General features: G+C 72.5%; 19 protein-coding genes. 7 read left to right on the plus strand and 12 right to left on the minus strand.

The genetic code is table 11. From position 1 onward, the window contains the following. Nucleotides 1-32 precede the first annotated feature (32 nt). The 3 genes from rosag_RS22615 to rosag_RS22625 are packed head-to-tail and all read left to right on the plus strand — an operon-like array spanning nt 33 to nt 5,246. Nucleotides 33-3,359 (plus strand): SusC/RagA family TonB-linked outer membrane protein, encoded by a 3,327-nt coding sequence (locus rosag_RS22615; protein WP_284352453.1) that lies wholly within the window; start codon nt 33-35, stop codon nt 3,357-3,359. Nucleotide 3,360: 1 nt separating this feature from the next. Further along, nucleotides 3,361-4,779, plus strand: a complete 1,419-nt coding sequence (locus tag rosag_RS22620; RefSeq protein WP_284352454.1) for a RagB/SusD family nutrient uptake outer membrane protein — start codon at nt 3,361-3,363, stop codon at nt 4,777-4,779. Beyond that, nucleotides 4,776-5,246 carry a hypothetical protein gene (locus tag rosag_RS22625; RefSeq protein WP_284352455.1) on the plus strand — a complete coding sequence of 157 codons (471 nt, stop codon included), beginning with the start codon at nt 4,776-4,778 and terminating at the stop codon, nt 5,244-5,246. The genes rosag_RS22620 and rosag_RS22625 overlap by 4 nt, the downstream gene beginning before the upstream one ends. An 84-nt stretch (nt 5,247-5,330) precedes the next feature. Here rosag_RS22625 and rosag_RS22630 read toward each other — a convergent pair whose 3' ends face one another. Beyond that, nucleotides 5,331-6,827, minus strand: coding sequence for a Do family serine endopeptidase (locus rosag_RS22630; RefSeq protein ID WP_284352456.1), 1,497 nt, complete (start codon nt 6,825-6,827; stop codon nt 5,331-5,333). Nucleotides 6,828-7,090: 263 nt separating this feature from the next. Beyond that, nucleotides 7,091-9,031, minus strand: a complete 1,941-nt coding sequence (dnaK, locus tag rosag_RS22635; protein ID WP_284352457.1) for a molecular chaperone DnaK — start codon at nt 9,029-9,031, stop codon at nt 7,091-7,093. 206 nt (nt 9,032-9,237) lie between these two features. Here dnaK and rosag_RS22640 point away from each other — a divergent pair, with 206 nt between their 5' ends. The 4 genes from rosag_RS22640 (at nt 9,238) to ppk1 (ending at nt 14,219) form a co-directional block, all read left to right on the plus strand. After that, entirely contained in the window at nt 9,238-10,008 is a 771-nt protein-coding gene (locus rosag_RS22640) for a rhomboid family intramembrane serine protease (RefSeq protein WP_284352458.1), read from the plus strand. Nucleotides 10,009-10,207: 199 nt separating this feature from the next. Beyond that, complete coding sequence (locus rosag_RS22645) at nt 10,208-10,819, plus strand: DUF47 domain-containing protein (RefSeq protein WP_284352459.1); 612 nt, start codon at nt 10,208-10,210, stop codon at nt 10,817-10,819. Nucleotides 10,820-10,847: 28 nt separating this feature from the next. Next, on the plus strand, nt 10,848-11,894 hold the full coding sequence (locus rosag_RS22650; RefSeq protein WP_284352460.1) for an inorganic phosphate transporter: 1,047 nt from the start codon (nt 10,848-10,850) through the stop codon (nt 11,892-11,894). Nucleotides 11,895-12,035: 141 nt separating this feature from the next. Further along, entirely contained in the window at nt 12,036-14,219 is a 2,184-nt protein-coding gene (ppk1, locus tag rosag_RS22655; protein WP_284352461.1) for a polyphosphate kinase 1, read from the plus strand. A gap of 20 nt (nt 14,220-14,239) precedes the next feature. Here the strand turns inward: ppk1 and rosag_RS22660 are convergent, their stop codons facing one another. The 10 genes from rosag_RS22660 to rosag_RS22705 form a co-directional block, all read right to left on the minus strand. Next, a complete protein-coding gene (locus tag rosag_RS22660; RefSeq protein WP_284352462.1) occupies nt 14,240-15,949 on the minus strand; it encodes a Ppx/GppA phosphatase family protein in 1,710 nt (569 codons plus the stop codon). Nucleotides 15,950-15,982: 33 nt separating this feature from the next. Then, nucleotides 15,983-16,705, minus strand: coding sequence for a phosphate signaling complex protein PhoU (phoU, locus tag rosag_RS22665; RefSeq protein WP_284352463.1), 723 nt, complete (start codon nt 16,703-16,705; stop codon nt 15,983-15,985). After that, complete coding sequence (gene pstB / locus rosag_RS22670; RefSeq protein WP_345784875.1) at nt 16,702-17,445, minus strand: phosphate ABC transporter ATP-binding protein PstB; 744 nt, start codon at nt 17,443-17,445, stop codon at nt 16,702-16,704. Before pstB (rosag_RS22670) ends, phoU begins: the two co-directional genes overlap by 4 nt. Nucleotides 17,446-17,489: 44 nt before the next feature. Then, nucleotides 17,490-18,305, minus strand: a complete 816-nt coding sequence (gene pstB, locus rosag_RS22675; protein ID WP_284352465.1) for a phosphate ABC transporter ATP-binding protein PstB — start codon at nt 18,303-18,305, stop codon at nt 17,490-17,492. 4 nt (nt 18,306-18,309) lie between these two features. Next, on the minus strand, nt 18,310-19,188 hold the full coding sequence (gene pstA / locus rosag_RS22680) for a phosphate ABC transporter permease PstA (RefSeq protein ID WP_284352466.1): 879 nt from the start codon (nt 19,186-19,188) through the stop codon (nt 18,310-18,312). Between the two features lie 8 nt (nt 19,189-19,196). Beyond that, the gene (gene pstC, locus rosag_RS22685) at nt 19,197-20,213 is read right to left on the minus strand and encodes a phosphate ABC transporter permease subunit PstC (protein ID WP_284352467.1); all 1,017 of its coding nucleotides are present in this window, start codon (nt 20,211-20,213) and stop codon (nt 19,197-19,199) included. Continuing rightward, nucleotides 20,210-21,271 (minus strand): phosphate ABC transporter substrate-binding protein PstS, encoded by a 1,062-nt coding sequence (pstS, locus tag rosag_RS22690; protein ID WP_345784876.1) that lies wholly within the window; start codon nt 21,269-21,271, stop codon nt 20,210-20,212. The genes pstC and pstS overlap by 4 nt, the downstream gene beginning before the upstream one ends. A gap of 166 nt (nt 21,272-21,437) precedes the next feature. Then, on the minus strand, nt 21,438-22,712 hold the full coding sequence (locus rosag_RS22695) for a porin (RefSeq protein ID WP_284352469.1): 1,275 nt from the start codon (nt 22,710-22,712) through the stop codon (nt 21,438-21,440). A 148-nt stretch (nt 22,713-22,860) separates the two neighbouring features. Next, nucleotides 22,861-24,612, minus strand: a complete 1,752-nt coding sequence (locus rosag_RS22700) for a sensor histidine kinase (protein ID WP_284352470.1) — start codon at nt 24,610-24,612, stop codon at nt 22,861-22,863. Nucleotides 24,613-24,614: 2 nt separating this feature from the next. After that, a complete protein-coding gene (locus rosag_RS22705; protein ID WP_284352471.1) occupies nt 24,615-26,327 on the minus strand; it encodes a fibronectin type III domain-containing protein in 1,713 nt (570 codons plus the stop codon). Between the last annotated feature and the right edge of the window lie 77 nt (nt 26,328-26,404).

The following is a 26,404-nucleotide window of genomic DNA, read 5'->3' on the forward strand; positions in this document are numbered from 1 at the left end:
CGTCGTGGGCCAGGCGAGGGCAATCCGCCCTCGTGGCCACCACCCTCGCCGGCGCCGCCCTGGCCCTCCTACCGGTCCGCTACGCGTGGGCGCAGCAGCCGGCGGCCACGCAGTCGGCCGGCATCATCGAGGGGCGGGTCACCGAGGCCTCGACCGGCCGGCCGCTCGAGGCCGTGCAGATCCAGGTCGTCGGCACCATGCTCGGCGCCGCCACCAACGCCACCGGCGCCTTCCGCATCACGGGCGTGCCCGCGCGCGAGGTGCAGCTGCGCACGCGGTTCATCGGGTTCGCGCCGCAGACGCGCGCGGTCACCGTCGCCTCGGGCCAGACGGCGCGCGTCACCTTCGAGCTCAGCACCTCGGCGCTGCAGCTCGATCAGGTGGTCGTCACCGGCACCGGCGGCGCCGTCGAGACCAAGAAGCTCGGCAACACGATCGCCGTCGTGCAGCCGCCGCAGAACGCGCCGGTCACCACGGTCTCCGAGGTGCTGCAGGGCCGCGAGCCCGGCCTCGTCGGCCTCCCGTCGAGCGGCATGACGGGCGAGGGCGCGCGCATCCGCATCCGCGGCAACGCCAGCATCTCGCAGTCCAACGAGCCGATCATCCTCGTCGACGGCATCCGCATCAACCAGGCGGGCGGGTTCGGCGGCAACATCAGCCGCAACGGCGGCTCGCCGTCGCGCCTCGACGACATCGACCCCAGCTCCATCGAGCGCGTCGAGGTCCTCAAGGGCGCCGCGGCGGCCACGCTCTACGGCACCGAGGCGTCGAACGGCGTCATCCAGATCTTCACCAAGAAGGGCGCCGCCGGTCGGCCCGTCTGGCAGTTCGGCTTCGAGCAGAGCGCGTCGCGCTACCCGACCGACCGCCTGCCGACGAACGCCGGCTTCGCGCGCACGCAGGGCCGCGCCGACTCGCTGAGCGTCTTCTACGGCCGCACCATCCAGCCGTTCGAGGTGATCGAGCGTCGCGTGCTGGACGAGATGATCGGCACGGGCCTCGGCCAGGTCTACAACGGGCAGGTCGCGGGCGGCACGGGCACGACGCGGTACTTCGTGTCGGGACGCTACGCGTACGAGGACGGCCCGATCAGCAAGACGCTGCAGGGCTTCACGCTCCCCACGGAGGACGTCGCGCGCCGCGCGCAGGCGACGGCGAACGTCGAGTTCCAGCCGCGGAGCAACCTCCGGATCAGCGCGCGCTCCAGCTACACGGGCGCGTTCCAGGAGACGCCGTCGAACGGCAACGACATCACCGGCATCATCAGCCAGGGCTTCCTGGCCAAGCCGGAGAACGCGAACTGCATCCGCGCGGTGCAGCTCGATCCCACCAAGGCGGCCACGCAGGGCGTGCGCGCGCCCGGCGAGTGCGACGGCCCGGGCAACCCGTACGGCAACGGCGCCTTCGCCACCATCCGCGAGGGCGGGCAGCTCCGCACGCGCCAGGACGTGCAGCGCTTCATCGGCGCGTTCGAGACGCAGCTGCAGCTGCCGGCCGACCTGACGCTGACCGCGATCACGGGCGTCGACATCACGGGCCAGCGCAGCACGTCGCAGCTGCCGTTCGGCAACGCGGTCGACAACCAGAACTCCACCGCGCCCAACGGCCGCCGCACCACGGACGACCTGAACGACCGCCAGATCACGGTCGACGCGAAGGCGCGCTGGAAGCGCCAGCTGCGGCCGCAGCTCGGCATGACCCTGGACGCGGGCGTGCAGGGCTTCTTCTCGCGCACCATCAACGGCTCGGTCACGGCCGAGAACTTCCCCGGCCCCGGTCTCGAGGTCGTGAGCGCCGGCACCGTCACCACGTACCCCGAGAGCTTCCTCTCGACGGTGAACGGCGGCGTGTTCGGGCAGGCGCAGTTCGAGCTGTTCGACTGGATCTTCCCCACCATCGGCGGCCGCTACGACTACGCGAGCGCCTTCGGCACCGAGGCGCCGGGCGTGTTCTACCCGAAGTTCAGCCTCTCCGTGGTGCCGAGCGACCGCGCGTGGTACCGCGAGAGCTTCCTCGCCCGCGCGGTGCCGACGCTGCGCCTGCGCGGCGCCATCGGCCAGTCGGGCCGCCAGCCCGGCGCGTTCGATCAGTTCACGACCTTCGGCCCGATCCAGGTCGCGAACCCCACGTCGGCGAACGGCCTGATCCCGGTGAACCTCGGCAACCCCGAGCTGGCGCCCGAGGTCTCGACCGAGACGGAGCTGGGCTTCGAGGCCGGCCTGCTGAAGGATCGCCTGGGCCTCAGCGTCACGGCGTGGAACCGCGTCGTCAACGACCTGCTCGTGCCGGTGCAGTACGCGCCGTCGGGCGGCTTCCTGCCGACGCAGCTCACGAACGTCGGGCAGATGAAGGCGCGCGGCCTCGAGCTCGCGCTCAACGCGACGGCGATGTCGCGTCCGAACCTGCAGGTGGACCTGTTCGCGAACGGCGCCTACCTCTGGCAGAAGATCACGGACCTGGGCGGCGCGGCACCCATCAAGGTGAGCGCGGGCGGGGTGCGCTATCGGAACTTCATCCGCCAGGGCTACGCACCGGGCGCCATGTTCGGCGGCGCCATCATCAAGTCGTGCGACCTGCGGCCGTCGGGCGCCACGTACGCGTGCCTCACCGGCGACCAGGTGCCGTACGACTTCAACGGCGACAAGGTGCCCGACACGCGCGCGCAGGCGCTCACCTACCTCGCCAACGTGCCGCGCCTCGGCGCGAACGCGGGCGTCGCGGCGCTCAACCCGATCCAGGTCGACGAGACGCCGGATCCGAACAACGATCCGCTCGACAACTACCTCGGCAAGCCGATCCCCGACTGGTCGGGCGGCTTCGGCGGCACGGTCACGCTGTTCAAGCGGTGGCGCGTGAACACGCTGTTCGAGTACCGCGCGGGCAACTTCACCGTCACCAACCTCACCGGCGCCTTCAAGAACGCGCTCGGCATCGCGCTCAACTCGAAGGGCACCGCGACGGTCGACGCGCGACTGCAGAACCCCGCGACGACGGCCGAGCAGCGGCTGGCCGACGCGCTGACGTGGGCGAGCGACCTCAAGGCGCTCTCGCCGTACGACGGCCTCAATCAGAACGAGAGCGGGGACTTCATCCGCTGGCGCGAGCTCGGGCTCACCTACACCGCGCCGACCGCGCTCGCGGGCCGGCTGGGCGCGACGGACCTCGGCATCACAGTCGGCGTGCGCAACCTGATGCTCTTCACCAAGTACAGCGGCGTGGACCCGGAGGCCAACCAGGCCGGCCGCGGCGGCAACACGGGCGCGGGCGCGACCGTGAACCAGAACTTCGCGGAGGCGGTCGACGTGTTCGGCATGCCGCTGCAGCGTCGCTTCACCTTCGCCGTGCGCCTCGGGTACTGACATGCAGAAGACCACCAGCCAGTCTCCGGGTCGCACCATGGGCCGCCTGCGCCGCGGCGCCCTCGTCGCCTGCGCCGCCGCCGGCGCGCTCAGCGCCGCCTGCAGCAACCTCCTCGACGTCGACAACCCGAACAACGTCATCGACACCGCGCTCGAGGACCCGTCGGCCGCGACGCCGCTGGCCACGGGCGCGGTGGGCCTGACGATCCGCGCGCTGAACGCGATGCTGGACGTCTACGGCACCGCGAGCGACGAGCTCGATTTCGTCGGGTCGCAGGACGGCTTCTTCCAGCTCGACGTCGGGAACGTCGGCAACCCGGGGCTGCAGTTCAGCGACAACGGGTTCCTGCAGATGTCGACGGCGCGCTACACGGGCGACCTCGCCGTGAAGCAGCTCAGCGCGTTCGACGCGAAGTCGCAGCTCGTCAACCGGAACGACCTCGCGACGAGCTACCTGTACGCCGCGATCAACTACGTCACGATCGGCGACATGTTCGACGACTTCCCGATCGCCTCCGACCGCGCCGAGGGCGCGCCGCCGGTGGGCGAGGCGAAGATGAGCGTCGTCTACGACACCGCCGTGGCGTACCTCGACCGCGGGCTCGCCGTCGCGACCGCGACCAACAACGCGGCGCTGCGCACGCAGATCCTCGCGATGCGCGCGCGCGCCAAGTACTCGCGTGCGGTGTGGGCGAAGGTCAATCCGCCGACGCGCCAGACCGGCGCCGCGCAGCCCGTGGCGAGCCCGCTGGTGAACGACGCCGGCGCGAACGCCGACGCCACCGCCGCGCTGGCGCTCATGGGCGCCGCCGACTTCACGCTGACGGTGCAGCCCACGCCCACCGGCACCGCCGGCAACAACCTCGGCAACGACCTGAACACGCGGCGCGAGGTGCGCATCGGCCAGGCGTACGCGACGCCGGACCCCGCGGCGCAGGGCCAGAACCGCACGCTGATCGCGAACGGCCAGCCGGTCATCGCGCTCAACGACCCGATCACGGGACAGCCCGACCTCGCGCTGCGCGCGCGCGTCAGCACGCTGATCAACGGCGGCCAGTTCCTGCCGGCGATCGTCGTCTCCGCGCGCGAGATGCACCTGATCCTCGCCGAGGCGGCGCTGGCGCAGGGCAACACGGCGGAGTTCACGTCGCGGATCAACACGGTGCGCGCCTTCACGTCGGGGCTCGCGCCGTACACGGGCACCGGCGTGGCGCCGCAGGACCTGCTGGTGCACATGCGCCGCGTGAACCTGTTCATGCAGGGCCGCCGTCTGGCCGACATGTACCGGTTCGGGCAGCGCGACGCGCGGTGGCAGCAGACGTCGCTCGCCTACACGATGCGCGGCTGCTTCTTCCCGATCACGCAGACGGAGCGGCAGTCGAATCCCAATCAGATCCCGCGTCCGCTGTGCGAGGGATGAGCGGCCTGAAGGCGCGCCGCCGGCGCGCGGCGCTCGTGGGGACGCTCGCCGCGCACACCCTGCTGGTGGGGTGCTACGCGCACGTCCCCGCCGCGCCCGGGTCGGTCGCGCCGGGCGCGCGCGTGCGCGTGGGCCTCACCGACGCCGGCGTGGGCGCGCTCGCGTCGTCGCTGGGCAGCAGCGTGCGCGGGCTGGAAGGGCAGGTCGAGCGTGTCGCGGGCGACACGCTCGTGCTGCGCCCCGACCGCCTGCTCACGACCGCCGACGTCGACGTGGCGTGGAGCGGCGACGCGCTCGCGCTGCCGGCGGCGTGGCGGCAGGGCGTCGAGCGCCGGCAGCTCGCGAAGGGCCGCACCGCCGTGCTGGTGGGCGGCGGCGTCGCGCTGGTGGTCGCGCTGGTGGCCGTGCTGCGGAAGGCGGGCGAGGGCGCGGGCGGCCCGGGCGGCGGCGGGCCCACGCCCTTCTGAATCGATGCCGTACGTGCGAGACGACGCGGGGCCGGTGTCCAGTGGACACCGGCCCCGCGTCGCATCACGCGCTGCGCGGTCGCGTCACTGCGCCACGCGCACGTTCACCACGCGGACGCCGATCACCGGCTCCGCGGTGCCGTAGACGCGGAGGCTCACGACGTCGCCCGCCTTGAGGCCCGACAGCACGTTCTGCAGGTCGGCGGTCGTGCGCACCTTCCGCGGCGACGGGAACATCACGTCGGTGATGACGTCGCTCGGCACCAGCAGCCGGAACGCGGGGCCCGAGCGCGACACGTCCGTGATGCGCAGGCCGCGGTCGCCCGCCGCGAGGTTCGTCTCGCGCGCGAAGTCGGCGGACACCGGCTCGACGCTGATGCCGAGCTTCACCGCCTCGCCGCGCGCGGGCTCGACGCGCGGAGCCGCGGCCCGCGCCACCGTCGGCGTCTCCTCGCGCTCCAGCAGCTTCACGCGGTAGCTCTGGCGCTTGCCGTAGCGCATCACGTCCACGCCGACCGTCTCGCCCGGCTCGTGCGCGCGCACCACGCGCTGCAGCGTGCTCACGCGGTCCACCTCGCGGCCGTCGATGGCGACGATCACGTCGCCCGCCTGCAGCCCCGCCTTCTCCGCCGGGCTTCCCTCGGCCGGGTTGAAGCCGCGCACGATCACGCCGCGGATGCGCTCCACGCCGGCGACCTTCGCGTCCTCGGGCGACACCTCGTCGATCGAGATGCCGAGCACCGGCGCGCGCACGCGGCCGTGCTTGATGAGGTCCTCCATCACGCCGCGCGCGAGCGACACCGGGATGGCGAAGCCGTAGCCCGAGTAGAAGCCCGTGCGGCTGGCGATCGCGGAGTTGATGCCGATCACCTCGCCGCGCGAGTTGAGCAGCGGGCCGCCCGAGTTGCCGGGGTTGATCGCGGCGTCGGTCTGGATGAAGTCCGAGATGGAGTAGTTGCCGCCCAGCAGCCCGGGGAGGTCGCGGTTCGAGCGCCCCTTCGCGCTGATGATCCCGGCCGTCACCGTGAAGTCGAGGCCGAGCGGGTTGCCGACGGCCACGACCCAGTCGCCCACGCGCGTCGTCGTGTCCTCGCCGAGCACGACGCTCGGCAGGTCGCTCCCCTCGATCTTGATGACCGCGACGTCCGTGGTCGGGTCGCCGCCGACGACCTTCGCGCTGAACTCGCGGTGGTCGGTGAGCGTCACCTTCACGCGGTCGGCGTCGCCGACGACGTGGTTGTTGGTGAGGATGTAGCCGTCCTTCGAGACGATGAAGCCGGAGCCATCGGCCTGCACGGGCTCCTGCTGCCGCTCCTCGAACTGGCGGAAGAACTCCTCGAAGCCGGGCGGGACGCGGCCGCGGCCGTCCTGGCCGCCGCGGGCCGTGCGACGCGCGTCGCGCTCGGTCTGGATGGAGACGACGGCGGGGGTGACCTGCTCGGCGATGCGGGCGAAGCCGCCGCTGACGTCCACCTGCGCGGCGCTCACCGGCGCGACGCGCACGCCGTTCTGCGCGCCGAGGTGGCGGGTCCAGTCGAATGCGGTGGCGAACAGGACGCCACAGACGAAAGCGAACGCCACGGCCACGCCGAGGCGAACACGGGCGAGACGTGCCATACGGAGCAACTCGAGGTTGGTGGTCAGCGGACGTACCCGGCCCACGAGGGCAAGTTTCGCCTGGCGGCGTCGTCCGCGACAGTGAGACAACCGGCAGCCGGGGAAGGGTTCCCTCCGGAGTCGTCCCGAGCGCAGCGAGGGACCTACTCTCCGGGGCGAGTGGGTCGCCACGGAAAGGAGGTCCCTCGCTGCGCTCGGGACGATCAGGAGCGGATCAGGCCCTCAGATCACTTCTTGTCGTCCACGATCTCGTAATCGGCCTCGACCACCTCGTCGGCGGCCGCGCCCTGGGCACCCTGCGCGCCCTGGGGGCCCTGGGCGCCGGCGGACTCGCCAGCGGTCGCGCCATCCGGGCTGCCCTGCGCGCCCTGCTGCTGGTAGAACGACTGGCCGGCCTCGCTGAACACGCGCGTCAGCTCCTCCTGCGCGCTGCGGATCTCGGCCATGTCGTCGCCGCGCAGCGCCTTGCGCGCGCGGTCCACGGCGGCGTCGATCTTCGTCTTCGTCTCGGCCGGGACCTTGTCGCCCCACTCCTTGACGTTCTTCTCCACCTCGTAGGTCAGCGAGTCGAGGCGGTTGCGCGTGTCGATCTGCTCGCGGCGCTCCTTGTCCGCCTGCGCGTTCGACTCGGCGTCCTTCACCATCCGCGAGATTTCGGCGTCCGACAGCCCGCTCGAGGCCTCGATGCGGATCTTCTGCTCCTTGCCCGTCTGCTTGTCCTTCGCGGTCACGTGCAGGATGCCGTTGGCGTCGATGTCGAAGGTGACCTCGACCTGCGGCATGCCGCGCGGAGCGGGCGGGATCCCGGTGAGCTGGAACTTGCCGATCGTCTTGTTGTAGGTCGCCAGCTCGCGCTCGCCCTGCAGCACGTGGATCTCGACCGTCGTCTGGTTGTCGTCGGCGGTGCTGAACGTCTCCGCCTTCTTGGTCGGGATCGTCGTGTTGCGCGGGATGAGCACCGTCATCACGCCGCCCAGCGTCTCGATGCCGAGCGAGAGCGGGGTGACGTCGAGGAGGAGGATGTCCTTCTGCTCGCCCGTCAGCACGCCGCCCTGGATGGCGGCGCCGATGGCGACCACCTCGTCCGGGTTGACGCCCTTGTTCGGCTCCTTGCCGAAGAACTTCTTGACCGTCTCCTGGATCTTCGGGATGCGCGTCGAGCCGCCGACGAGGATCACCTCGTCGATCTTGTCGGGCGTCAGCCCCGCGTCCTTGAGCGCCATCTCCATCGGCGGCAGGACGCGGCCGATCAGGTCGTCCACCAGCTGCTCGAACTTGGAGCGGGAGAGCTGGTAGTTGAGGTGCTTCGGGCCCGTCTGGTCGGCGGTGATGAAGGGGAGGTTGATGTCGGTCGACTGCGTCGACGACAGCTCCATCTTCGCCTTCTCGCCGGCCTCCTTCAGGCGCTGCAGCGCCATCGGGTCCTTCGACAGGTCGATGCCCTGGTCGCGCTTGAACTCCGCCACCAGCCAGTCGATGACGCGCTGGTCGAAGTCGTCGCCGCCGAGGTGCGTGTCGCCGTTGGTCGACTTGACCTCGAAGACGCCCTCGGAGAGCTCGAGCACGGAGATGTCGTACGTGCCGCCGCCGAGGTCGAAGACGGCGATCGTCTCGTCCTTCTTCTTGTCGAGGCCATACGCGAGCGCGGCGGCCGTCGGCTCGTTGACGATGCGCAGCACGTCGAGGCCCGCGATCTTGCCGGCGTCCTTGGTGGCCTGGCGCTGCGAGTCGTTGAAGTACGCGGGCACCGTGACCACGGCCTTGCTGACCGAGTGGCCGAGGTAGTCCTCCGCGGTCTGCTTCATCTTCTGCAGGATCATCGCGGAGATCTCGGGCGGGGTATAGCGCTTGCCCTGGACCTCGACGGACGCGACGTCGTTGGCGCCCGCCTGGACCTTGTAGGGCACCTTGCGCTGCTCGTCCGCGACCTCGCTCATCTTGCGCCCCATGAAGCGCTTGATGGAGAAGACGGTGTTCTGCGGGTTGGTGACGGCCTGGCGCTTGGCGATCTGACCGACCAGGCGCTCGCCGTCCTTCGTGAAGGCGACGACCGAGGGGGTCGTCCGCCCCCCCTCGGCGTTGGGGATGACGACCGGGTCGCCCCCTTCGAGCACGGCGACGACGGAATTGGTCGTGCCGAGGTCGATGCCGATGACTTTATCTGCCATGAGATCCTCAGAGGGTGAGCGGCGCGGCCCGCTGCCGGGTCGGCGCGGGCCACGTGCGACAGGGAGGTGGCAGGGCAAGCCCGGGGCCCGGTATCCCTGTCACCCTGGCAGAATCGACGGGCGCGTCGCACCGCGGCCCGTGACAGATCGGCACCGGCCGCGCACTCTTGTCACGCCGCCGTCCACCGGCCCCGCATGACCATCTCATGATCCCGATCAGCGACGACAACCCGACGCTGCGCACCCCGGTCGTCACCTACCTGCTGCTGGCCGCCCTCCTCGTCACGTGGGTGTGGGTGCAGGGCGCGGGAATGGAGGGCTACCAGCTCATCGCGTCGGTCTGCAACTGGGGGATGGTGCCGGGCGAGCTGACGCACCGCGTCCCGGTCGGCCTGGGCGTCCCGATGGCCCCCGACGTCGCCTGCGTCATCGACGAGGAGCGCCGGAACGTCCTCACCCCGCTGACGTCGATGTTCCTCCACGGCGGGTGGGCGCACCTGCTGGGCAACGCGGTCTACCTCTGGGTGTTCGGCAACAACGTCGAGGACTCGATGGGGCGGGGGCGCTTCCTCGCCTTCTACCTGCTGTGCGGGCTGGCCGCCGCGGCGACGCACGTCCTGCTGGAGCCGACGTCGCCCGTGCCGACCGTGGGCGCCTCGGGCGCCATCTCGGGGGTGCTGGGCGGCTACCTGCTGCTCTATCCGCGCGTGCGCGTCCGCACCTACTTCCCGCCGATCTTCCTCTTCCACGTGCCCGCGTGGCTGATGCTGATCCTCTGGTTCGGGCAGCAGGTGCTGGCGGGGCTGCCCCAGCTGATGCAGATGCGCCCCGACGCGTCGGGCGGGGTGGCGGTGTGGGCGCACGTCGGCGGCTTCGTGGCCGGGGTGCTGCTGGTGCGGCTGTTCGAGGACCCGTCGCTGGTGCGGCGGCGCGTGACCGCGGGCGACGCGCGCGTGGTGTTCGACCCGAACGCCTGACCGCGGGGCGGCCCCGGAGGGTGCCGCGCGGCCAGGGGGCATTAGCTTTCCGCGCGGCGCCGCGCGGAGTCTCGCGCGGCCCAGCCTGCCGTGACAGAACCGTTACGCCGCCGGCCGTGGCCGCCGATGGGCCGCGCCGACTGCTTACAGCCGCCCTCGGCCGGCCCGCGCCGGCCTCCTACCCCGAGCACCTCCCCTCGTGCGACTCATCCCCCGCGACGAGCAGTTCTTCGACATGTTCGCGCAGATCGCGCAGCGCATCACGTCCAGCGTGACGCTCCTGCACGAGCTGTTCAGCAATCCCGCGCGCCTGCAGCACTACGAGGCGGCGATCAAGGACGTGGAGCACGAGGCCGACGTGCTCGTGCAGCAGGTCAACACGCGCATCGACACGAGCTTCGTCACGCCGCTCGACCGCGAGGACATCCACCGCCTCGCCACGCGCCTCGACAACGTCGTCGACCTGATCGACGGGACCGCGCGCCGCGCGCGCATGTTCCGCATCACCGAGACGCGCCCGGCGGCCCTCAAGCTGACCGAGGTCCTCGTGCGCGCCGGCAAGACGATCGAGGAGCAGGTCCGCGACATCAAGAAGCCCAAGGCGGTCGTCGAGTGCGGGCGCCGAATCAAGCAGCTCGAGGAGGAGGGCGACGCGCTGTACCACGCCGCCGTCGGCGAGCTGTTCGACGGCACGCCCGACGCGCTGGACGTCATCAAGTGGAAGGAGCTCTTCGACAAGCTCGAGGAAGCGCTGGACGAGTGCGAGGACGTCTCCAACGTCCTCGAGAGCATCGCGCTCAAGAACTCCTGAGTCGCCAGGCGCCCGCGCCCTCTCCTCCGTGCTCACCTACATCCTGGCGATCGTCGCGGTCGCCTTCCTGTTCGACTTCATCAACGGGTTCCACGACTCGGCGAACTCCATCGCCACCATCGTGGGCACCCGCGTCCTCAGCCCGTTCGCGGCGGTGGTCTGGGCGGCGGTGTTCAACTTCGCCGCCCTCTTCGTGGTCAAGACGGCCGTCGCCAAGGCCGTCGCCACGGGCTTCGTCGATCCCGCGATCGTCAACCCGAACCTGATGTTCGCGGCGCTGCTGGGCGCGATCATCTGGAACCTGCTCACCTGGTACTTCGGCATCCCGTCCAGCTCCTCGCACGCCCTCATCGGCGGGCTGGCGGGCGCCGGGCTGGCGAAGGCAGGGCTCGCGGGGATCACGTTCGGTCGCAAGTGGATCGAGACGCTCTCCGCCATCGCGCTCTCGCCGATGCTCGGCGCCCTGATGGGCTTCCTCATCATGGTGGCCGTCTTCAACCTCTTCCGCCGCGCCACGCCGCACCGCGTGGACAAGGTGTTCCGCCCCGGCCAGCTGCTCAGCTCCGCGCTGCTCTCGCTGGCGCACGGCGGCAACGACGCGCAGAAGACGATGGGCATCATCGTCGGCCTGCTCGCCTCGACGCAGGCGCAGGCGGTCTTCCAGGGCCAGTCCGGCTGGAAGGCGTTCTTCTACGTCCCGAACGCGGGCGTCGTCCCGCCGCTCTGGGTCGAGGTCATGGCCTACCTCGCGATCTCCCTCGGCACGCTCTTCGGTGGCTGGCGCATCGTGCACACGATGGGCTCGCGCATCACGCGCCTGCGGCCGGTCGGCGGCTTCGCGGCGGAGACGGGCGGGGCGCTCATTATCCTGATCGCGTCGAAGTTCGGCATCCCGGTCAGCACGACGCACACGATCACCGGCTCGATCGTCGGCGTCGGCGCCACCAACCGCCTCTCGGCGGTGCGGTGGGGGCTCGCCGGCCGCATCGTCTGGGCATGGATCCTCACGATTCCGGCGGCGGCGATCATGGCGGCGCTCTCGTTCTGGCTGCTGAACACGCTCATCCCGATGTGATCGCGAGGTGACGGCGGCGCGGCGCCGATCGTGCTCTGGACGACCCGCCGCCCGCGTCGTACCGTCTCGAGACGCCCTGACGTCCGCGCCCATGGGCTGCCATGGCGCGGACGTCGTCGCTTCCAGGCCCGCCGAGCTCCCGTGCCGATCCGCCTGCCGCCGTCCGCCCTGTTCATCAACCGCGAGCTGTCCTGGCTCGAGTTCAACGCGCGCGTGCTGCACGAGGCGCTGGACGCGCGCGTGCCGCTGCTGGAGCGGCTGAAGTTCCTGTCGATCTTCAGCACGAACCTGGACGAGTTCTACATGGTCCGGGTGGCGGGGCTGCGCCGCAAGGCGGCGCTGGGGGCGGTGCAGTACCCGCCCGACGGCCTGACGCCGACGGACCAGCTGAGCGCGATCCAGATGCGCGTGCGCGAGCTGCTGGGGCTGCGCGACCGCTGCCTGCACGAGGAGCTGCTGCCGCTGCTGGCGGCGCACGACATCCGCCTGGTGCGCATGTCGGAGCTGACGCCGGCCGAGTGGATGCGGGTGGACGAGTTCTTCGAGTCGCAGGTGTTCCCGATCCTCACGCCGCTGGCGGTCGATCCGGGCCACCCGTTCCCGTACATCTCGAACCTGTCGCTGTCGCTGGCGGTCGAGCTGCGCGACCCCGAGCGCGGCGAGGAGCACTTCGCGCGCGTGAAGGTGCCGCGCCTGCTCTCGCGCTGGGTGCCCACGGGCACGCCCAACCACTTCGTCCCGCTGGAGGAGGTCATCGGCGCGAACCTCGCCGCGCTCTTCCCGGGGATGGAGGTGCTGCGCTGGTTCGCGTTCCGCATCACGCGCTACAGCGACCTCGATCTCGGGCAGATCGACCAGGTGGAGGACCTGCTCGACACGGTGGAGCAGCAGGTCTTCCGCCGCCGCTTCGGCGAGGTGGTGCGCCTCGAGGTGCAGGAGGGGATGCCGGTCGCGCTGCGCCAGCTGCTGCTGGAGGAGCTGAACGACGCGGAGACGCAGAGCGTCAGCGCGCTGACCGAGGACGAGGTGCACGAGAGCGGCCGCCTGCTGGAGCTGGGCGACCTGATGGCGCTGACGCAGCTCGACTTCCCGCAGCTCAAGGACCCGCCGCACACGCCGGTGGTGCCGGGCGTGCTCCGCGAGACGGGGCCTGGCGGCGCGGCGCGCTCGATCTTCGACGTGATCCGCGAGCGCGACCTGCTGGTGCACCACCCCTTCCACTCGTTCGACGCGACCGTCGAGCGGTTCCTGAAGGAGGCGGCGGAGGACGAGCACGTCCTCGCGATCAAGCTCACGCTCTACCGCACGTCTGGCGACACGGACATCGTGAGCGCGCTGGCCGACGCCGCGCAGGCGGGGAAGCAGGTCGCCGTGCTGGTGGAGCTGCAGGCGCGCTTCGACGAGGTGAACAACATCAACTGGGCGCGCACGCTGGAGCGCTACGGCGTGCACGTGGCCTACGGGCTGCCCGGCCTCAAGACGCACTGCAAGACGGTGCTGGTGGTGCGCCGCGACCCGGACGGCGTGATCCGCCGCTACTGCCACCTGGGCACCGGCAACTACAACTCGAAGACGGCGCGGCTCTACACGGACGTCGGGCTGTTCTCCGCCAGCCCGTCCATCGGCGCCGACCTCTCGGACCTGTTCAACACGCTCACGGGCTTCTCGCGGCAGCGGCTGTACCGCAAGCTGCTGGTCGCGCCCGCGAACATGCGCGAGCGGCTGCTGGGGCTCATCGCGCGCGAGACGGCGCACGCGCGCGCGGGCCGGCCGGCGCGCATGATCGCCAAGATGAATGCGCTCGTGGATCCCGAGACGATCGCCGCGCTCTACGAGGCGTCGCAGGCGGGCGTGGACATCGACCTGATCGTGCGCGGCATCTGCTGCCTGCGCCCCGGCGTCGAGGGCGTGAGCGACCGCATCCGCGTGCTCTCGATCGTGGGGCGCTTCCTGGAGCACTCGCGCATCTTCTACTTCCGCAACGACGGGCAGGCCGAGTACTACATCGGCTCCGCGGACTGGATGCCGCGCAACTTCGACCGGCGCGTGGAGTCCATCGCGCCCGTCGAGGACCCGTCGCTCCACTCCGCGCTCGGCTCGCTGCTCGACACCTGCCTGCGCGACAACCGGCAGGCGTGGGAGCTGCACGCGGACGGGACGTACCGGCAGCGGCGTCCGGAGCCGGACGGGCCGGAGTGGTCGACGCACCGCATCCTGCAGCGCGATCCGTGGGGGCAGGTGGCCGACGCGATGCCCGACGCGCCGCCACCGGAGCGCCGTGACGGCGCGCGCGTCCGACCGGAGGGCGTCACGACGGGCGACTGAGGGCGACCGGGGGCGCGCCGCTACTCGCCCTCGCCGTCGCCGCCCGGCAGCACGGTCGCGCCGTCGGGCGCGACCAGCTCGACCGGCGCGCCGAGGACTTCGGCGAGCAGCTCCGCCTTGCGGCTGGCGCCCCACAGCTCCAGCCGCAGCGCGCCGGCGCCGGCCACCGGGACCGGCGACAGCCGCAGCGTGCCCTGCGCCCAGCGCGCGTCCACGTGGTGCACGGCGCTCGCGTGCCCGCGATCGAGGCCATCGGCGACGCGCAGCACGGCCGACAGGCGCACGATGCGCTCGCGCAGCGCGCGATCGAGCTTGCCGAAGTTCTCGTGCTTCTTCTTCGGCTCGGGCCCCCGGTGGTAGCGCGCGACGTTCGCCACCGCCACCTGCTCCAGCGGCGTCATGCCCAGCAGGTCCGCGTGCAGGATCAGGTGGTACGAGTGCTTGTGGTGCTTCTCGTGGCTGATGTGGTAGCCCACGTCGTGCAGCAGCGCCGCGTCGGCGAGCACCTCGCGGTCGCCCGGCTGCGCGCCGATGCGCGATCCCAGCTGGTCGAACAGCTGCAGCGCGAGGCGGCGCACCTGGTCGGCGTGCGGCTGCTCGTAGTGGCAGCGCTCCGCGAACGCGCGCACCGAGCGCTCGCGCGCCTCGCCCGGATCGGCGATGGTGGGCGCGACGGCGGCCGCCTCCAGCAGCAGCCCCTCGCGGATGCCGTAGCCCGACACGTGCAGCTCGCGCGCCTCGAACACCGACATCACCTCGGCCGCCACGGCGAGGCCGGCGACGATGATGTCCGCGCGCGCCGGGTTGAGGCCGGGCACCGCCGCGCGCTCCTCGAGCGTGAGCGTCGCCAGCGCGTCGAGCGTGCGCGTGAGCTCCGCGCGCGACGCGACGGTGCCGTGGCGCGTGCGTGCGCCGGAGAGGCCCCCCCGCGCGTGCAGCAGCCCCGCGAGGTTGGTGAAGGTGCCGCCGGAGCCGATCACGCGCGCGCCGCGCCACTCCTTCACGGGCAGGCGGTCGCGCACCGCCCAGCGCACCGCGCGGCGCAGCTGGCGCAGCGCCTCCTCGGCGCGCGCGCCGCCGCGCGGCAGGTCGGCGAGGAACTGCTCGGTCGTGCGCACCGCGCCGAACGGGAACGACTCCAGGCGGTCGAGCAGGCCGTCGGCCGCGAGCACCAGCTCCAGGGAGCCGCCGCCGATGTCCATCACCACCGTGCGGCCGACGCCGAGCTCGAAGTGCGCGAGCGCGCTGCGGAAGGAGAGTCGCGCCTCCTCCTCGCCGGTGAGCAGCCGCACGCGCAGCCCCGTCTCCTCGCGCACCCGCTCCAGGAAGGCGCCACCGTTGTCGGCGTCGCGCACGGCGCTCGTCGCCACGGCCTCGATGCGGTCCGCGCCCATCTGCCGCGCGAGCATGGCCATGCGCGACAGGGCGGAGAGCGCGAGCTCCATCGAGTCGTCCGCCAGCGTCCCGGTGGCGTCGACGCCCTTGCCGAGTCGCGGCATCGCCTTCATCTCGTCGACGACCTGGATCGCGCCGTCGGGCGAGACGTCGGCGACGATCTGCCGGATCGAGTTGGAGCCGATGTCGATCGCGGCGATGCGCAGCGCGTCGTCCGCGACGGGCCGGCCCGCGGGTCCGCGCCGTGGGCGCGCGAGACGCGGCTGGTAGGTGGCCGTGGCGTCGCTGGCGCCGGCGCCGTCACCCTCCAGGTCGGGCGGCAGGCGGTCGTTCATCGCCCGCCGCCCGGGAAGCGGTACGCGAGACGGTCAGCGGGGCTCTCGGGGAGGACGGGGGTCGCCGGCATGCTCCAGATTGTGCTTGATCGTCTTCCCCTCCGCCAGATAGACCGCGTCCTCGCCGATGTTGGTCGCGAGGTCGGCCACGCGCTCCAGGTTGCGGCTCACCAGCAGGTACTCGAGCGACGCGTTGATGGTGCGCGGGTCGGCCATCATGTGCGTGAGCAGGATGCGGAACACCGAGTCGTGCAGCGCGTCCACCTGGTCGTCGGCGCGGCACACCTCGCGGCCCAGCACGCCGTCGGCCCGGACGAACGCGTCGAGCGCGTCGCTGAGCATCTTGCGCGCCCGCCGCGCCATGTCCTCCAGCGCCGGCGCGGGGCCGGGTGGGGCGGCGAGCTTCGACAGCCGGATCGCCGACTGCGCGATGTTCACCGCGTGGTCCCCCACGCGTTCGAGGTCGCTCGACACCTTGATCGCGCTGATGATGAAGCGCAGGTCGCGCGCCATCGGCTGCTGCAGCGCCAGGAGCTCGACGGCCAGCGCCTCGACCTGGATCTCGAGCGCGTCGACGTCGCGGTCGCCGGCGAGCACGCGCTCCGCCTTCGCCATGTCGTGCGCGAGCAGCGCCTCGACGGCGGTCTCGACGAGCGCCTCGGCGCGCTCCGACATGTCGAGCAGCCGCGCCTTGAGCGCGCCGAGCTGGTCGTGGAAGTGGCGGAAGCGGGTGGCCTCCGCGGGCGCGCCGGTCATCCGAACCTCCCCGTGATGTACGCCTCGGTGCGCTCCTCGCGCGGGCTCGTGAAGAGCTCCTGCGTGGGGCCCGCCTCGACGAGGCGCCCGAGGAAGAAGAACGCGGTCCGGTCGGAGATCCGCGCCGCCTGCTGCATGTTGTGGGTCACGATGGCGATGGTCAGCTCCCGCCGGAGATCGTACAGGAGCTCCTCGATGTGCTGCGTCGCGATCGGGTCGAGCGACGCCGTGGGCTCGTCGAGCAGCAGGACCTCGGGCTCGTTCGCGAGCGCGCGGGCGATGCACAGCCGCTGCTGCTGGCCGCCGGACAGGCCGAGCGCGTTGGCACGCAGCCGGTCCTTCACCTCGTCCCAGAGCGCGGCGCGCCGTAGCGCGTGCTCCACCACGGCGTCGAGCTCCGCCCGCGTGGGCGATCCGTTCAGCCGCGGGCCGTAGGCGACGTTGTCGTAGATCGACTTCGGGAAGCAGTTCCAGCGCTGGAACACCATCCCGACGCGCTGCCGCAGCGTGACCACGTCGACGCCCGGCGCATGCACGTCCTCGCCGTCGAGCAGGATGCTGCCGGCGTGCCGCGTGCCGGGCACCAGGTCGTGCATGCGGTTGATGGCGCGCAGGAAGGTGGACTTCCCGCATCCAGAGGGTCCGATGAACGCCGTGATCTGCTGCGGCGGCACGGCGACGGTGACCTCGTGCAACGCCTGCTTCTCGCCGTACCAGAACGAGAAGCCCTGCGCCTCGATGCCACCCGTGGTCACGCCCGTGGCGACGGCGGCGGGGGCGGCCGTCATCCGAACCTCCCGGTGATGTACGCCTCGGTGCGCGCGTCGGCGGGCGTGGTGAAGAGCGTGCGCGTCGGTGCCACCTCCACCAGCTCGCCCGCCAGCATGAACGCGGTGCGGTCCGAGACGCGCGCGGCCTGCTGCATGTTGTGCGTCACGATCACCACGGTCAGCTCGTGGCGCAGCTCGTACACCAGCTCCTCGATGCGCTGCGTCGAGATCGGGTCGAGCGACGCGGTCGGCTCGTCGAGCAGCAGCACCTGCGGGCCGTTGGCCAGCGCGCGCGCGATGCACAGGCGCTGCTGCTGCCCGCCCGACAGCCCGAGGGCGCTCGTGCGCAGGCGGTCCTTCACCTCGTCCCACAGCGCCGCGCGGCGCAGCGCCGCCTCGACGATCGTGTCCGCCTCGCCGCGCGACGGCTTCGACTGCCCGTGCCCGCGCAGGCCGGCCAGCACGTTGTCGCGGATCGACATCGTCGGGAAGGGCGTCGGGCGCTGCAGCACCATGCCCATGTGCCGGCGCACGGCGTTCGCGTCGATGCCGCCGCGATAGATGTCCTGCCCGTCGAGCGTGACGCTCCCCTGCACGAACGAGCCGGGCACGGTGTCGTGCATCCGGTTCAGGCAGCGCAGCAGCGTCGACTTGCCGCAGCCCGACGGCCCGATGATCGCCGTCACCTGCCGGTCGAGGAAGCCCAGCGAGACGCCGTGCAGCACGCGCGCCTTGCCGAAGCCCGCGCGCAGGTCGGCGGTGGCCAGTCGCGCCGGCGCGTCCTCGTCGGCCGGCGCGGGCAGCAGCGCGGCAGTGGGGAGGTGCCTCACGGGCTCACTCGCCGGCGGTGCCGAAGCGCGAGCGCGTGGCGACGCGGGCCGCCACCGAGATGACCAGGACGATCCCGATGAGGACGAGGGCGCCTGCCCAGGCGTGCGCGTGCCACTCGTCGTAGGGGCTGATGGCATAGGTGAAGACCTGCAGCGGCAGCGCGGCGATCGGCTGGCCCAGCTCGACCGACCAGAACTGGTTGCCGAACGCGGTGAAGAGGAGGGGGGCCGTCTCGCCGGCGACGCGCGCCACGGCCACGAGCGCGCCGGTGACGATGCCCGGCAGCGCGGTGCGCAGCACGACGACCAGCGAGGTGCGCCACTGCGGGTAGCCCAGCGCCAGCGCGGCCTCGCGCAGCGAGTTGGGCACGAGGCGCAGCATCTCCTCGGTGGTGCGGGTGACGATCGGGATCATGATCGCGGCCAACGCGGCGCCGCCCGCGAGCGCGGAGAAGTGCCCGGCCGGTCGCACGAGGAACTCCCACGCGAAGATGCCGACGACGATCGACGGGAGCCCGTTCAGCACGTCCGACAGGAAGCGCACCGCCGTCGCCAGCGGCTCGTCGCGCCGCTCGGCCAGGTACATCCCGGCGCCGATGCCGATCGGCAGGCCGATCGCGGCCGCGATGCCGACCACGACCAGCGTGCCGACGATCGCGTTCGCCATCCCGCCGCCCGCCTCACCCGGCGGCTTGGGCAGCTGCGTGAAGAAGTCGGGCGACAGCGCGGCCGCGCCCTGCTTCAGCAGGTAGCCCAGGATCAGCACCAGCGGCAGCACGGCCAGCAGCGCGGCCAGGTAGGTGAGCACCACCATCACGCGGCTGCGCGCGCGACGGCCGCGCAGCGAGCGCGGGCGGCGCACCGTCGGGCGGGCGGGCGACATCGCGGCGCTCACGCGCGCCCCCGGCGCGACACGCGCCACACCAGGTAGCGGGCGATCGCGTTCACCACCAGCGTGACGGCGAACAGCACCGCGCCCACGGCCATCAGCGACGAGAGGTGCAGGTCGCCCGTAGCCTCGCTGAACTCGTTGGCGACCAGCGACGCCATCGTGTAGCCGGGCGAGAAGAGCGACGACGAGATCTCGTGCCGGTTGCCGATGACCATCGTCACGGCCATCGTCTCGCCGAGCGCGCGCCCGAGGCCGAGCACGACACCACCGATGATGCCCGAGCGGGCGTACGGCAGCACCGCGTCGCGGATCATCTCCCACCGCGTCGCGCCGAGCGCCAGCGCCGCCTCGCGCTGGGAGCGCGGCACGGCCAGCAGCACCTCGCGCGCGACCGCGGCGACGTACGGCAGCACCATCACTGCCAGGATCAGCCCCGCCGCCAGCATGCTCGGCCCGTACGCGGGGCCGGAGAACAGCGGCGTGCTCCCGAGATGCAGCGTGTTCTGGAGGAACGGCATCACGTGCTCGCGCAGTAGCGGGAGCAGCACGAACACCGCCCACAGCCCGTACACGACGCTGGGCACGGCGGCCAGCAGGTCGATCAGGAACGCGGCCGGCGTCCGCAGCCAGCGCGGCGCGAACTCGGAGAGGAAGATCGCCGACCCGAGCGCCAGCGGCGTCGCGAGCGCGATGGCCAGCGCCGACGACACGAGCGTGCCGTAGAGCGCCGGCGCGGCGCCGAACGTGCCGCGCGTCGCGTCCCACTCGCTCGACGTCAGGAAGGAGAGGCCCGCGGTGCGCAGCGCCGGCCACGCGGCGACGCCGAGCGCGATCGCGATGGCGAGCAGCAGCAGCGGCACGCACAGCGCCAGGGCAGTGGTGACACCGCGGTAGATCCGGTCGCCGGCCGCCGAGCCCTCGATGCGCACGCTCGCCGCTGCGGGCGGCGTGGCGCGCGCCCGGGCCGAGGGGTCGAGCCCCCCGGCCAGCGCCGAGCGGGCGACGGCGTCGCTCACGGCTGCGCGTCCAGCTTGATGGTCGCGAGGCGCTGCTCCAGGCGCGTCACGAGCGCCGGCGGCAGCGGGGCGTAGTCCAGCGGCGCGGCGAACCGCGCGCCGTCCTTCAGCGCCCAGCCGAGGAAGTCCACGAGCTTGCGGCCCTTAACGGCGTCGCGCTGCGTCTCGTAGACGAGCAGCCAGGTGAACGACGAGATCGGATAGGCCTCCGCGCCCGGCGCGTTGACGATCGACACGCGGTAATCGGACTCCGCGGGCAGCTGCTCGGCAACGCCGGCGGCGGCCGCGGTCACGCTGGCGATGGACGGCGTGACGAAGGTGCCGGCGGCGTTGCGGATGGCCGCGACCGGGAGGCGGTTCTGCGTCGCGTACGCCAGCTCCACGTAGCCGATGGTGCCCGGCGTCGACTTCACCTGGCCGGCGACGCCCTCGTTCCCCTTGCCGCCGAGGCCCACGGGCCAGCGCACTTCCTTCCCCTTGCCGGGGCCCGCCTTCCACGGCGCGCTGACGGCCGACAGGTAGTCGGTGAAGATGTACGACGTGCCGCTGCCGTCCGAGCGGCGCACCACGAGGATGTCGCGCGCGGGCAGCGCGACGCCCGGGTTGAGGGCCGCGATCTGCGGCGCGTTCCACTTGGTGATCGTGCCGAGGAAGATGTCGCCGAGCACCTCGCCCGTGAGCTTCAGCGGCTGCTGCAGCTCGGGGACGTTGTACGTCACCACGACGGCGCCGAGCACGGTCGGGATGTGCAGCACCTTGCCGCCCTTCGCCTTCGACATCTCCTCGTCCGACATCGGCGCGTCGGAGGCGCCGAAATCGACCGTCTGCTCGGAGAGCTGGCGGATGCCGCCGCCCGAGCCGATCGACTGGTAGTTGATGCGGACGTTCTTCGCCGTCGCGTACTCGGAGAACCACTTCGAGTAGAGCGGATACGGGAAGGTCGCGCCGGCGCCCGTGAGGTCGACGGAGCCGCTGCTCGCGGGCGCCGCGCCCTTCGTGTCGCCCTGCTTGTCGGACGAGCCGCACGCGGCGACGAGCGCGGCGGCGGCGAGGATCATGAGACGCTTCACGCGTCGCTCCTGGATCGGTGGTGGGTGTCGGGCGCGCTCATGCTGCGCTGCCCGCGTGGGAACGCTGCCACGGCCGCGTCCCGATTCGGCGAGCGTCCTGTCACGGCTGGGTCACGGCGGGCGCCACCGCTGGGCGGCGCCACGCCGTCGGCCGTCAGTAGTTGAACTGCGCCTGGAGGCGGAGGAAGCGCCCCTGCTCGCGAGCGTCCGGCGCGGCGAAGTCGCTCGTGCGCCGGTCCGACGCGACGTAGCTCGCCGTCAGCTCGAACGCGGAGAAGGGGAGCCACTCGGCGCCGACCTCGAGCTCGCGCACGCGGTGGTGCCGCGCGTCGGTGTCGAGCTTCTTGCCGCCGTCGTAGTACTGGCCGCGCGCGAACGGGGTCAGCACGTGGCTGCCCGGCTTGGTGCGCATCATCACCATCGCGTAGCCGCCGGACAGGTGCTCCTCGCGGATGGTCGGCGTCCCCTCGCGCGAGAAGCTCGGCCCGCGCCCCACGTTCCACTCCGCCTGGAAGCCGATCGGCTGCGGATAGACGATGAGCGACGCGGCGACGCGCCGGTCGTCGAACTCGCGCGGAGCGTTCAGACCCGCGGTGCGCTGCGAGCTGGGGATCACGAAGCGGCCGCTGTAGCCCTGCACGCCCGCCTCGACGAACTGGCCGCCGGGCAGCTGGAACGGATAGCTCACGCGCAGCACCGCGTGCTGGCCGTCGTTCTGCTCGGCGCGGTTGGCGGTCTGGCCGTTGAAGATGCCGAGGCCGACGACGCCGTAGTCGCCCGAGCCCTTGTAGCCGCTGTCGGTGAGGACCTTGAAGCGATGACGTGCCGTCGGCGGCGACCAGTAGCCCATCACGCCCAGGTCGCGCTCGTTCGGCAGCCCGCTATTGAGGCCGTCGTCGCGGTCGAGCGGCAGGCGGTTGGAGCTCGACTGCAGGTTCTGGAAGCCGAACGGGATCTTGCTCTGCCCGACGCGCAGGCGGAGCGTCTTCGCGCTGTCCAGGAAGAGGTCGAAGTACGCGTCGCGGATCTGCGCGTAGTGAAGCTGGCCGTTCGCCTCGGAGGCGAGGTCGGGCTGGATGTAGACCGAGACGCGCGGGTGCACCTCGCCGCTGAGCACGATGCGCGAGCGACGGATGAAGAAGCCGTTGTTGCGCCCGATCGACCGGTCGCACTGGGCGCACGTCAGGTCGGGATTGGTCTCGAGCAGGCGGTTGTAGCGCACCTGCGTGTAGCCGCGCAGCGACAGCCGCTCGTACCACGCGCGGCTGCGCGGCGCGGGCGTGCGCGCGGTGTCGCGCTTCGCGGGCTGCGAGTCGCGCGGCGCGTCGGTCTGCGCCGACAGCCGCGCCGGGGCGAGGCAGAGCAGGAAGACGGCGACCACGGCGGCGGCGAGGCCGCGCGGCACCGGAAGCGGGCGAGCGTTCGACACGAGGACGGGACTCGGGGACGTCGGCGCCACCGTCCGGCGGCCGCCGTTACATTCGCCGCGAAGCCTGTCGCTACCGTGTCACGGATCGACCGGCGCTCTGTAACGAAACGGCCACCGAGCACGTGACATCGGCGTCATCGCCGCTGCCTCAGCCCTCGGCCACCTCGGGAAAGAGCGCCTCGATCGTCGTCCCGTGCCCGACCTCGCTCTCGGCGTGGATGCGGCCGCCGTGCGCCTCGACCAGGTGTCGCACGATCGCAAGGCCGAGACCCGTGCCGCCGGCCTCGCGCGAGCGGCCGGGGTCCACGCGGTAGAAGCGCTCGAACACGCGGGGCAGGTGCTCCGGCGCGATGCCGATGCCGGTGTCGCGCACCGAGAGCCAGATCCCCTCGTCGCTGCGCCGGGTCGTGACCGCGACGCGCCCGCCGGCGGCCGTGTGGCGGACCGCGTTCTCGACGAGGTTGCTGACGACCTGCCGCACGGCCGTCGGGTCCGCGTGCAGGACCGTCGCGTCGGGCGCGGGCGCGATCTCGAGCGCGACCCCCTTCTTCGCGGCCACGCTCTGCACCGCGGCCGTCGCCTCCGCGCTCGCCTCCTCGACGTCGACCTCCTCCGGCGCCGGGCGCCAGCGTCCGCTCTCGATGCGCGAGAGGTCGAGCAGGTCGTCGACGATGCGCTGCATGCGCGACGCGTTCGCCAGCACGGTCTGCGCGAACTGCTGCCGCTGCTCCAGCGTCAGCTGCTCGTCCTCGACCAGCGTCTCGGCGAAGCCGGCGACGACGGTGAGCGGCGTCTTCAGCTCGTGCGAGACGTTGGCGACGAAGTCGCGGCGCACGTTCTCCAGCCGTCGCAGCGGCGTCAGGTCCAGCAGCGCGAGCACCGCGCCGCCGGCGGGCAGCGGCCGCGCGGTGAGCGCGAGCACGCGGCCGTTGACGCGGATCTCCTCGGTGGGCGTCGCGGCGCCCGCCAGCGCCTCGCCGAGCGCGGCCCGCAGTGGGCGAAGACGCGGGAGCCGGTCGATGGAGAAGGGGACCGGGTCGCGCAGCTCCAGCAGCTGCTGCGCGACCGCGTTCACGCGCACCACGCGCTGCCGCGCGTCCACCGCCACGACGCCCTCGGTCAGCGCCTCGGTGAGCGCGACCATCAGCGCCTGCTCGGTACCCAGCGCCGCCAGGCGCGCCTCCAGCTGCTCGGCCAGCACGCGCACGGCGTCGGCCAGGTCGCCCACCTCACCCGGCGCGGAGAGCGCGGGGCGGCGCGAGAGATCGCCGGCGGCGAGCGCGCGCGTGACGTCGCGCAGCTCGGCCACCGGGCGCGAGACGTTGCGCGAGAAGAGCGCCGCGAGGCCGAGCGCGACCACCATCGCGATCGCGCCGGCCGTGAACACCTCGCCGCGGCTGCGGGCGAAGATCGCGTCCACGGCGCGCGTGCTGACCGACACGCGCGCCACCCCGCCGGGGGCGCGCACGGCGACGTAGAGCTCCTCGTCGCCGGCCGATCGGCTGGGGCGGCGCGCGACGCCCACGCCCTCGCGCAGCGCCTGCACGACCTCGGGACGCGTCGCGTGGTTCTCGAGCGCGGCCAGCGCGCCGTCGTCGAACTCGGAGTCGCCGAGCACGCGCCCGTCGGCGGCGATGAGCGTCACGCGGTGGCCGAGCGCCTCACCCGCCGCGTCGGCCATGGCGTCCGGCGCGACGGCCGGCGTCCACTGCACGCGCACCAGCCGCGCCTCGCGCGTGAGCTGCTCGCGCAGCCCGCTCTGCACCTCGGTGCGCAGCCGGTAGTCGAGCACCGCGAGCACGACCAGCAGCAGCACGGCGACGACCATCGCGGCGCCGAGCAGGAGCCGCGCGGTGAGCTTCATGCCGCGCGGCGCCGCATGTGGGACCTCGTCGGCCACTGTCAGTTGCGGGCGTAGCTCGTCCAGCCCTGCCACCAGCGCGGACCGGTCGGCGAGACCGCGCCCAGATACGTCGTCGTCGCCAGCGGTGCGCCGAAGAAGCCGCCCGTGCGTGCGGCGACGCGCGTGGGGAACGCCGCGAGCCCGCCCGTGCGGAGCGGCGTGGCGGGCGTCCAGTCGAAGGCGGCCGCCGTCGGGACGCCGGTCGGCAGCGCAGTGAAGAGCGTCGCCGCGGTGCCCGTGCCCGCGACGGCGCCCGGGAAGTTCGTCGCGGTGCCGAAGCCCGCGCCGCCCGCGGCGTCGAACGGGCCGAGCTGGTTGTCGGTCAGCAGCACCGCGCCGATGTACAGCGAGTCGCGCTGCCGCAGCGTGTCCGTGGCCGCCTCGCGCACCGAGAGGCCCTGCGCCTGCCAGCGCGCCACGACGCCGTTCACCAGGCTCGCGCCCGAGCCGCGCCGGATCATGATCCCGTGCGACTGGTCGCGCGTCTGGAGGGCGGCGAAGCCGCCGGCGCCCGGGCCGACGAGCGTGAAGTTCGCGAACACGGGCTCGGAGATCGGCGCCTGCGTCGACGTGACGCACCCCTCGACGTTCGGGTCGCAGCCGTAGCCCTGGAAGCCGCGCGGCGTCGTCGAGACGAGGCCCGCGCGCGGCGCGGGCTCGTGGCTCTGGAAGCCGATCACGAACTGGTTGCGCCCCTGGTAGCCCTCGCTCCACGAGAAGTGGTCGTCGCCGGACTCGTACGAGACGAGGTAGCGCGCGTCCACGGTCCCGCCGAACCACTGGAAGCTGCTGCCCAGGTTCTCCAGCGCCTGCAGGTACTCGACCGTGGTGCCGCGGCCGACGGCGTAGAAGGAGAACGCGCCCACCGCCGTCGGCGTCCCGTCGGTCCCCGTCGGCACCTCGGCGCCCGCGAACTCGACGCGCACGTAGCGCAGGATGCCGCTGTCGTCGCCGGCGCTCGTGCCGCCGCCGTACGTCTCGGCCTGCGCGGCCGTGCCGACCGTGCGCGCGAGCGCCGGCGTGCGGCTGGACGGCGCGTTGCCGACGATCACGAGGCCGCCCCAGTCGCCCGGCGCGCGGCTGCCGGCGGCGCGCTGCGACGTGAAGACGATCGGCTGCGCCTCGGTGCCGCGCGCGTCGATGCGCGCGCCGCGCGCGATCATCAGCAGGCTCCCGGCGACCGTGCTGTCGCCGACGAGCCGCGTGCCCGGCTGGATGGTCAGCGTCGCGCCCGCGCGCACCTTCACGAAGCCGCTGATGACGTACGTGGTGTCGGCGCTCAGCGTGCGCGACGCGGTGATGTCGCCGCGCAGCGCGGCCGCGACGGCGCCGAGCGCGCGCGTCGCGACCGTGACGGCGGCGCTGTAGCTGCTCGTGTCGGCACCGCGCACGGCGGCGACCTGGTACTGGTAGCTGGTCGCCGGCAGCAGGCCGCTGTCGTCGAAGGTCGCCGCCGTCGCCACGCCGGCGCGCGTCGCGCTGCCGCCGGCCGGCGTGCGCTGCACGACGTAGGCGGTGGCGCCCGTGACGGCGGTCCAGGTGAGCCGCACCGCGCTCGTCGAGAGGGCCGTCCCCTGCACGGACGTCGGCGCGCCGAGCGTCGTCGGCGGCGGGGTGGTGCCGCCGTCGGGACCCGTGGAGTCGGAGCCGCCGCAGGCGGCGAGCAGCACGAGGGGGAGCGCGAGGAGGGGGAGCCGCGAGGGCGTGCGCATGGCGGGCGGGGAGGGGAGCGGAGCGGCCGGCGGCCGTGCCTGCCGGAATAGACGAACGGGAGACGCCGCCCGCCACC

This window comes from Roseisolibacter agri (assembly GCF_030159095.1).
Taxonomy (GTDB): Bacteria; Gemmatimonadota; Gemmatimonadetes; order Gemmatimonadales; family Gemmatimonadaceae; genus Roseisolibacter; species Roseisolibacter agri.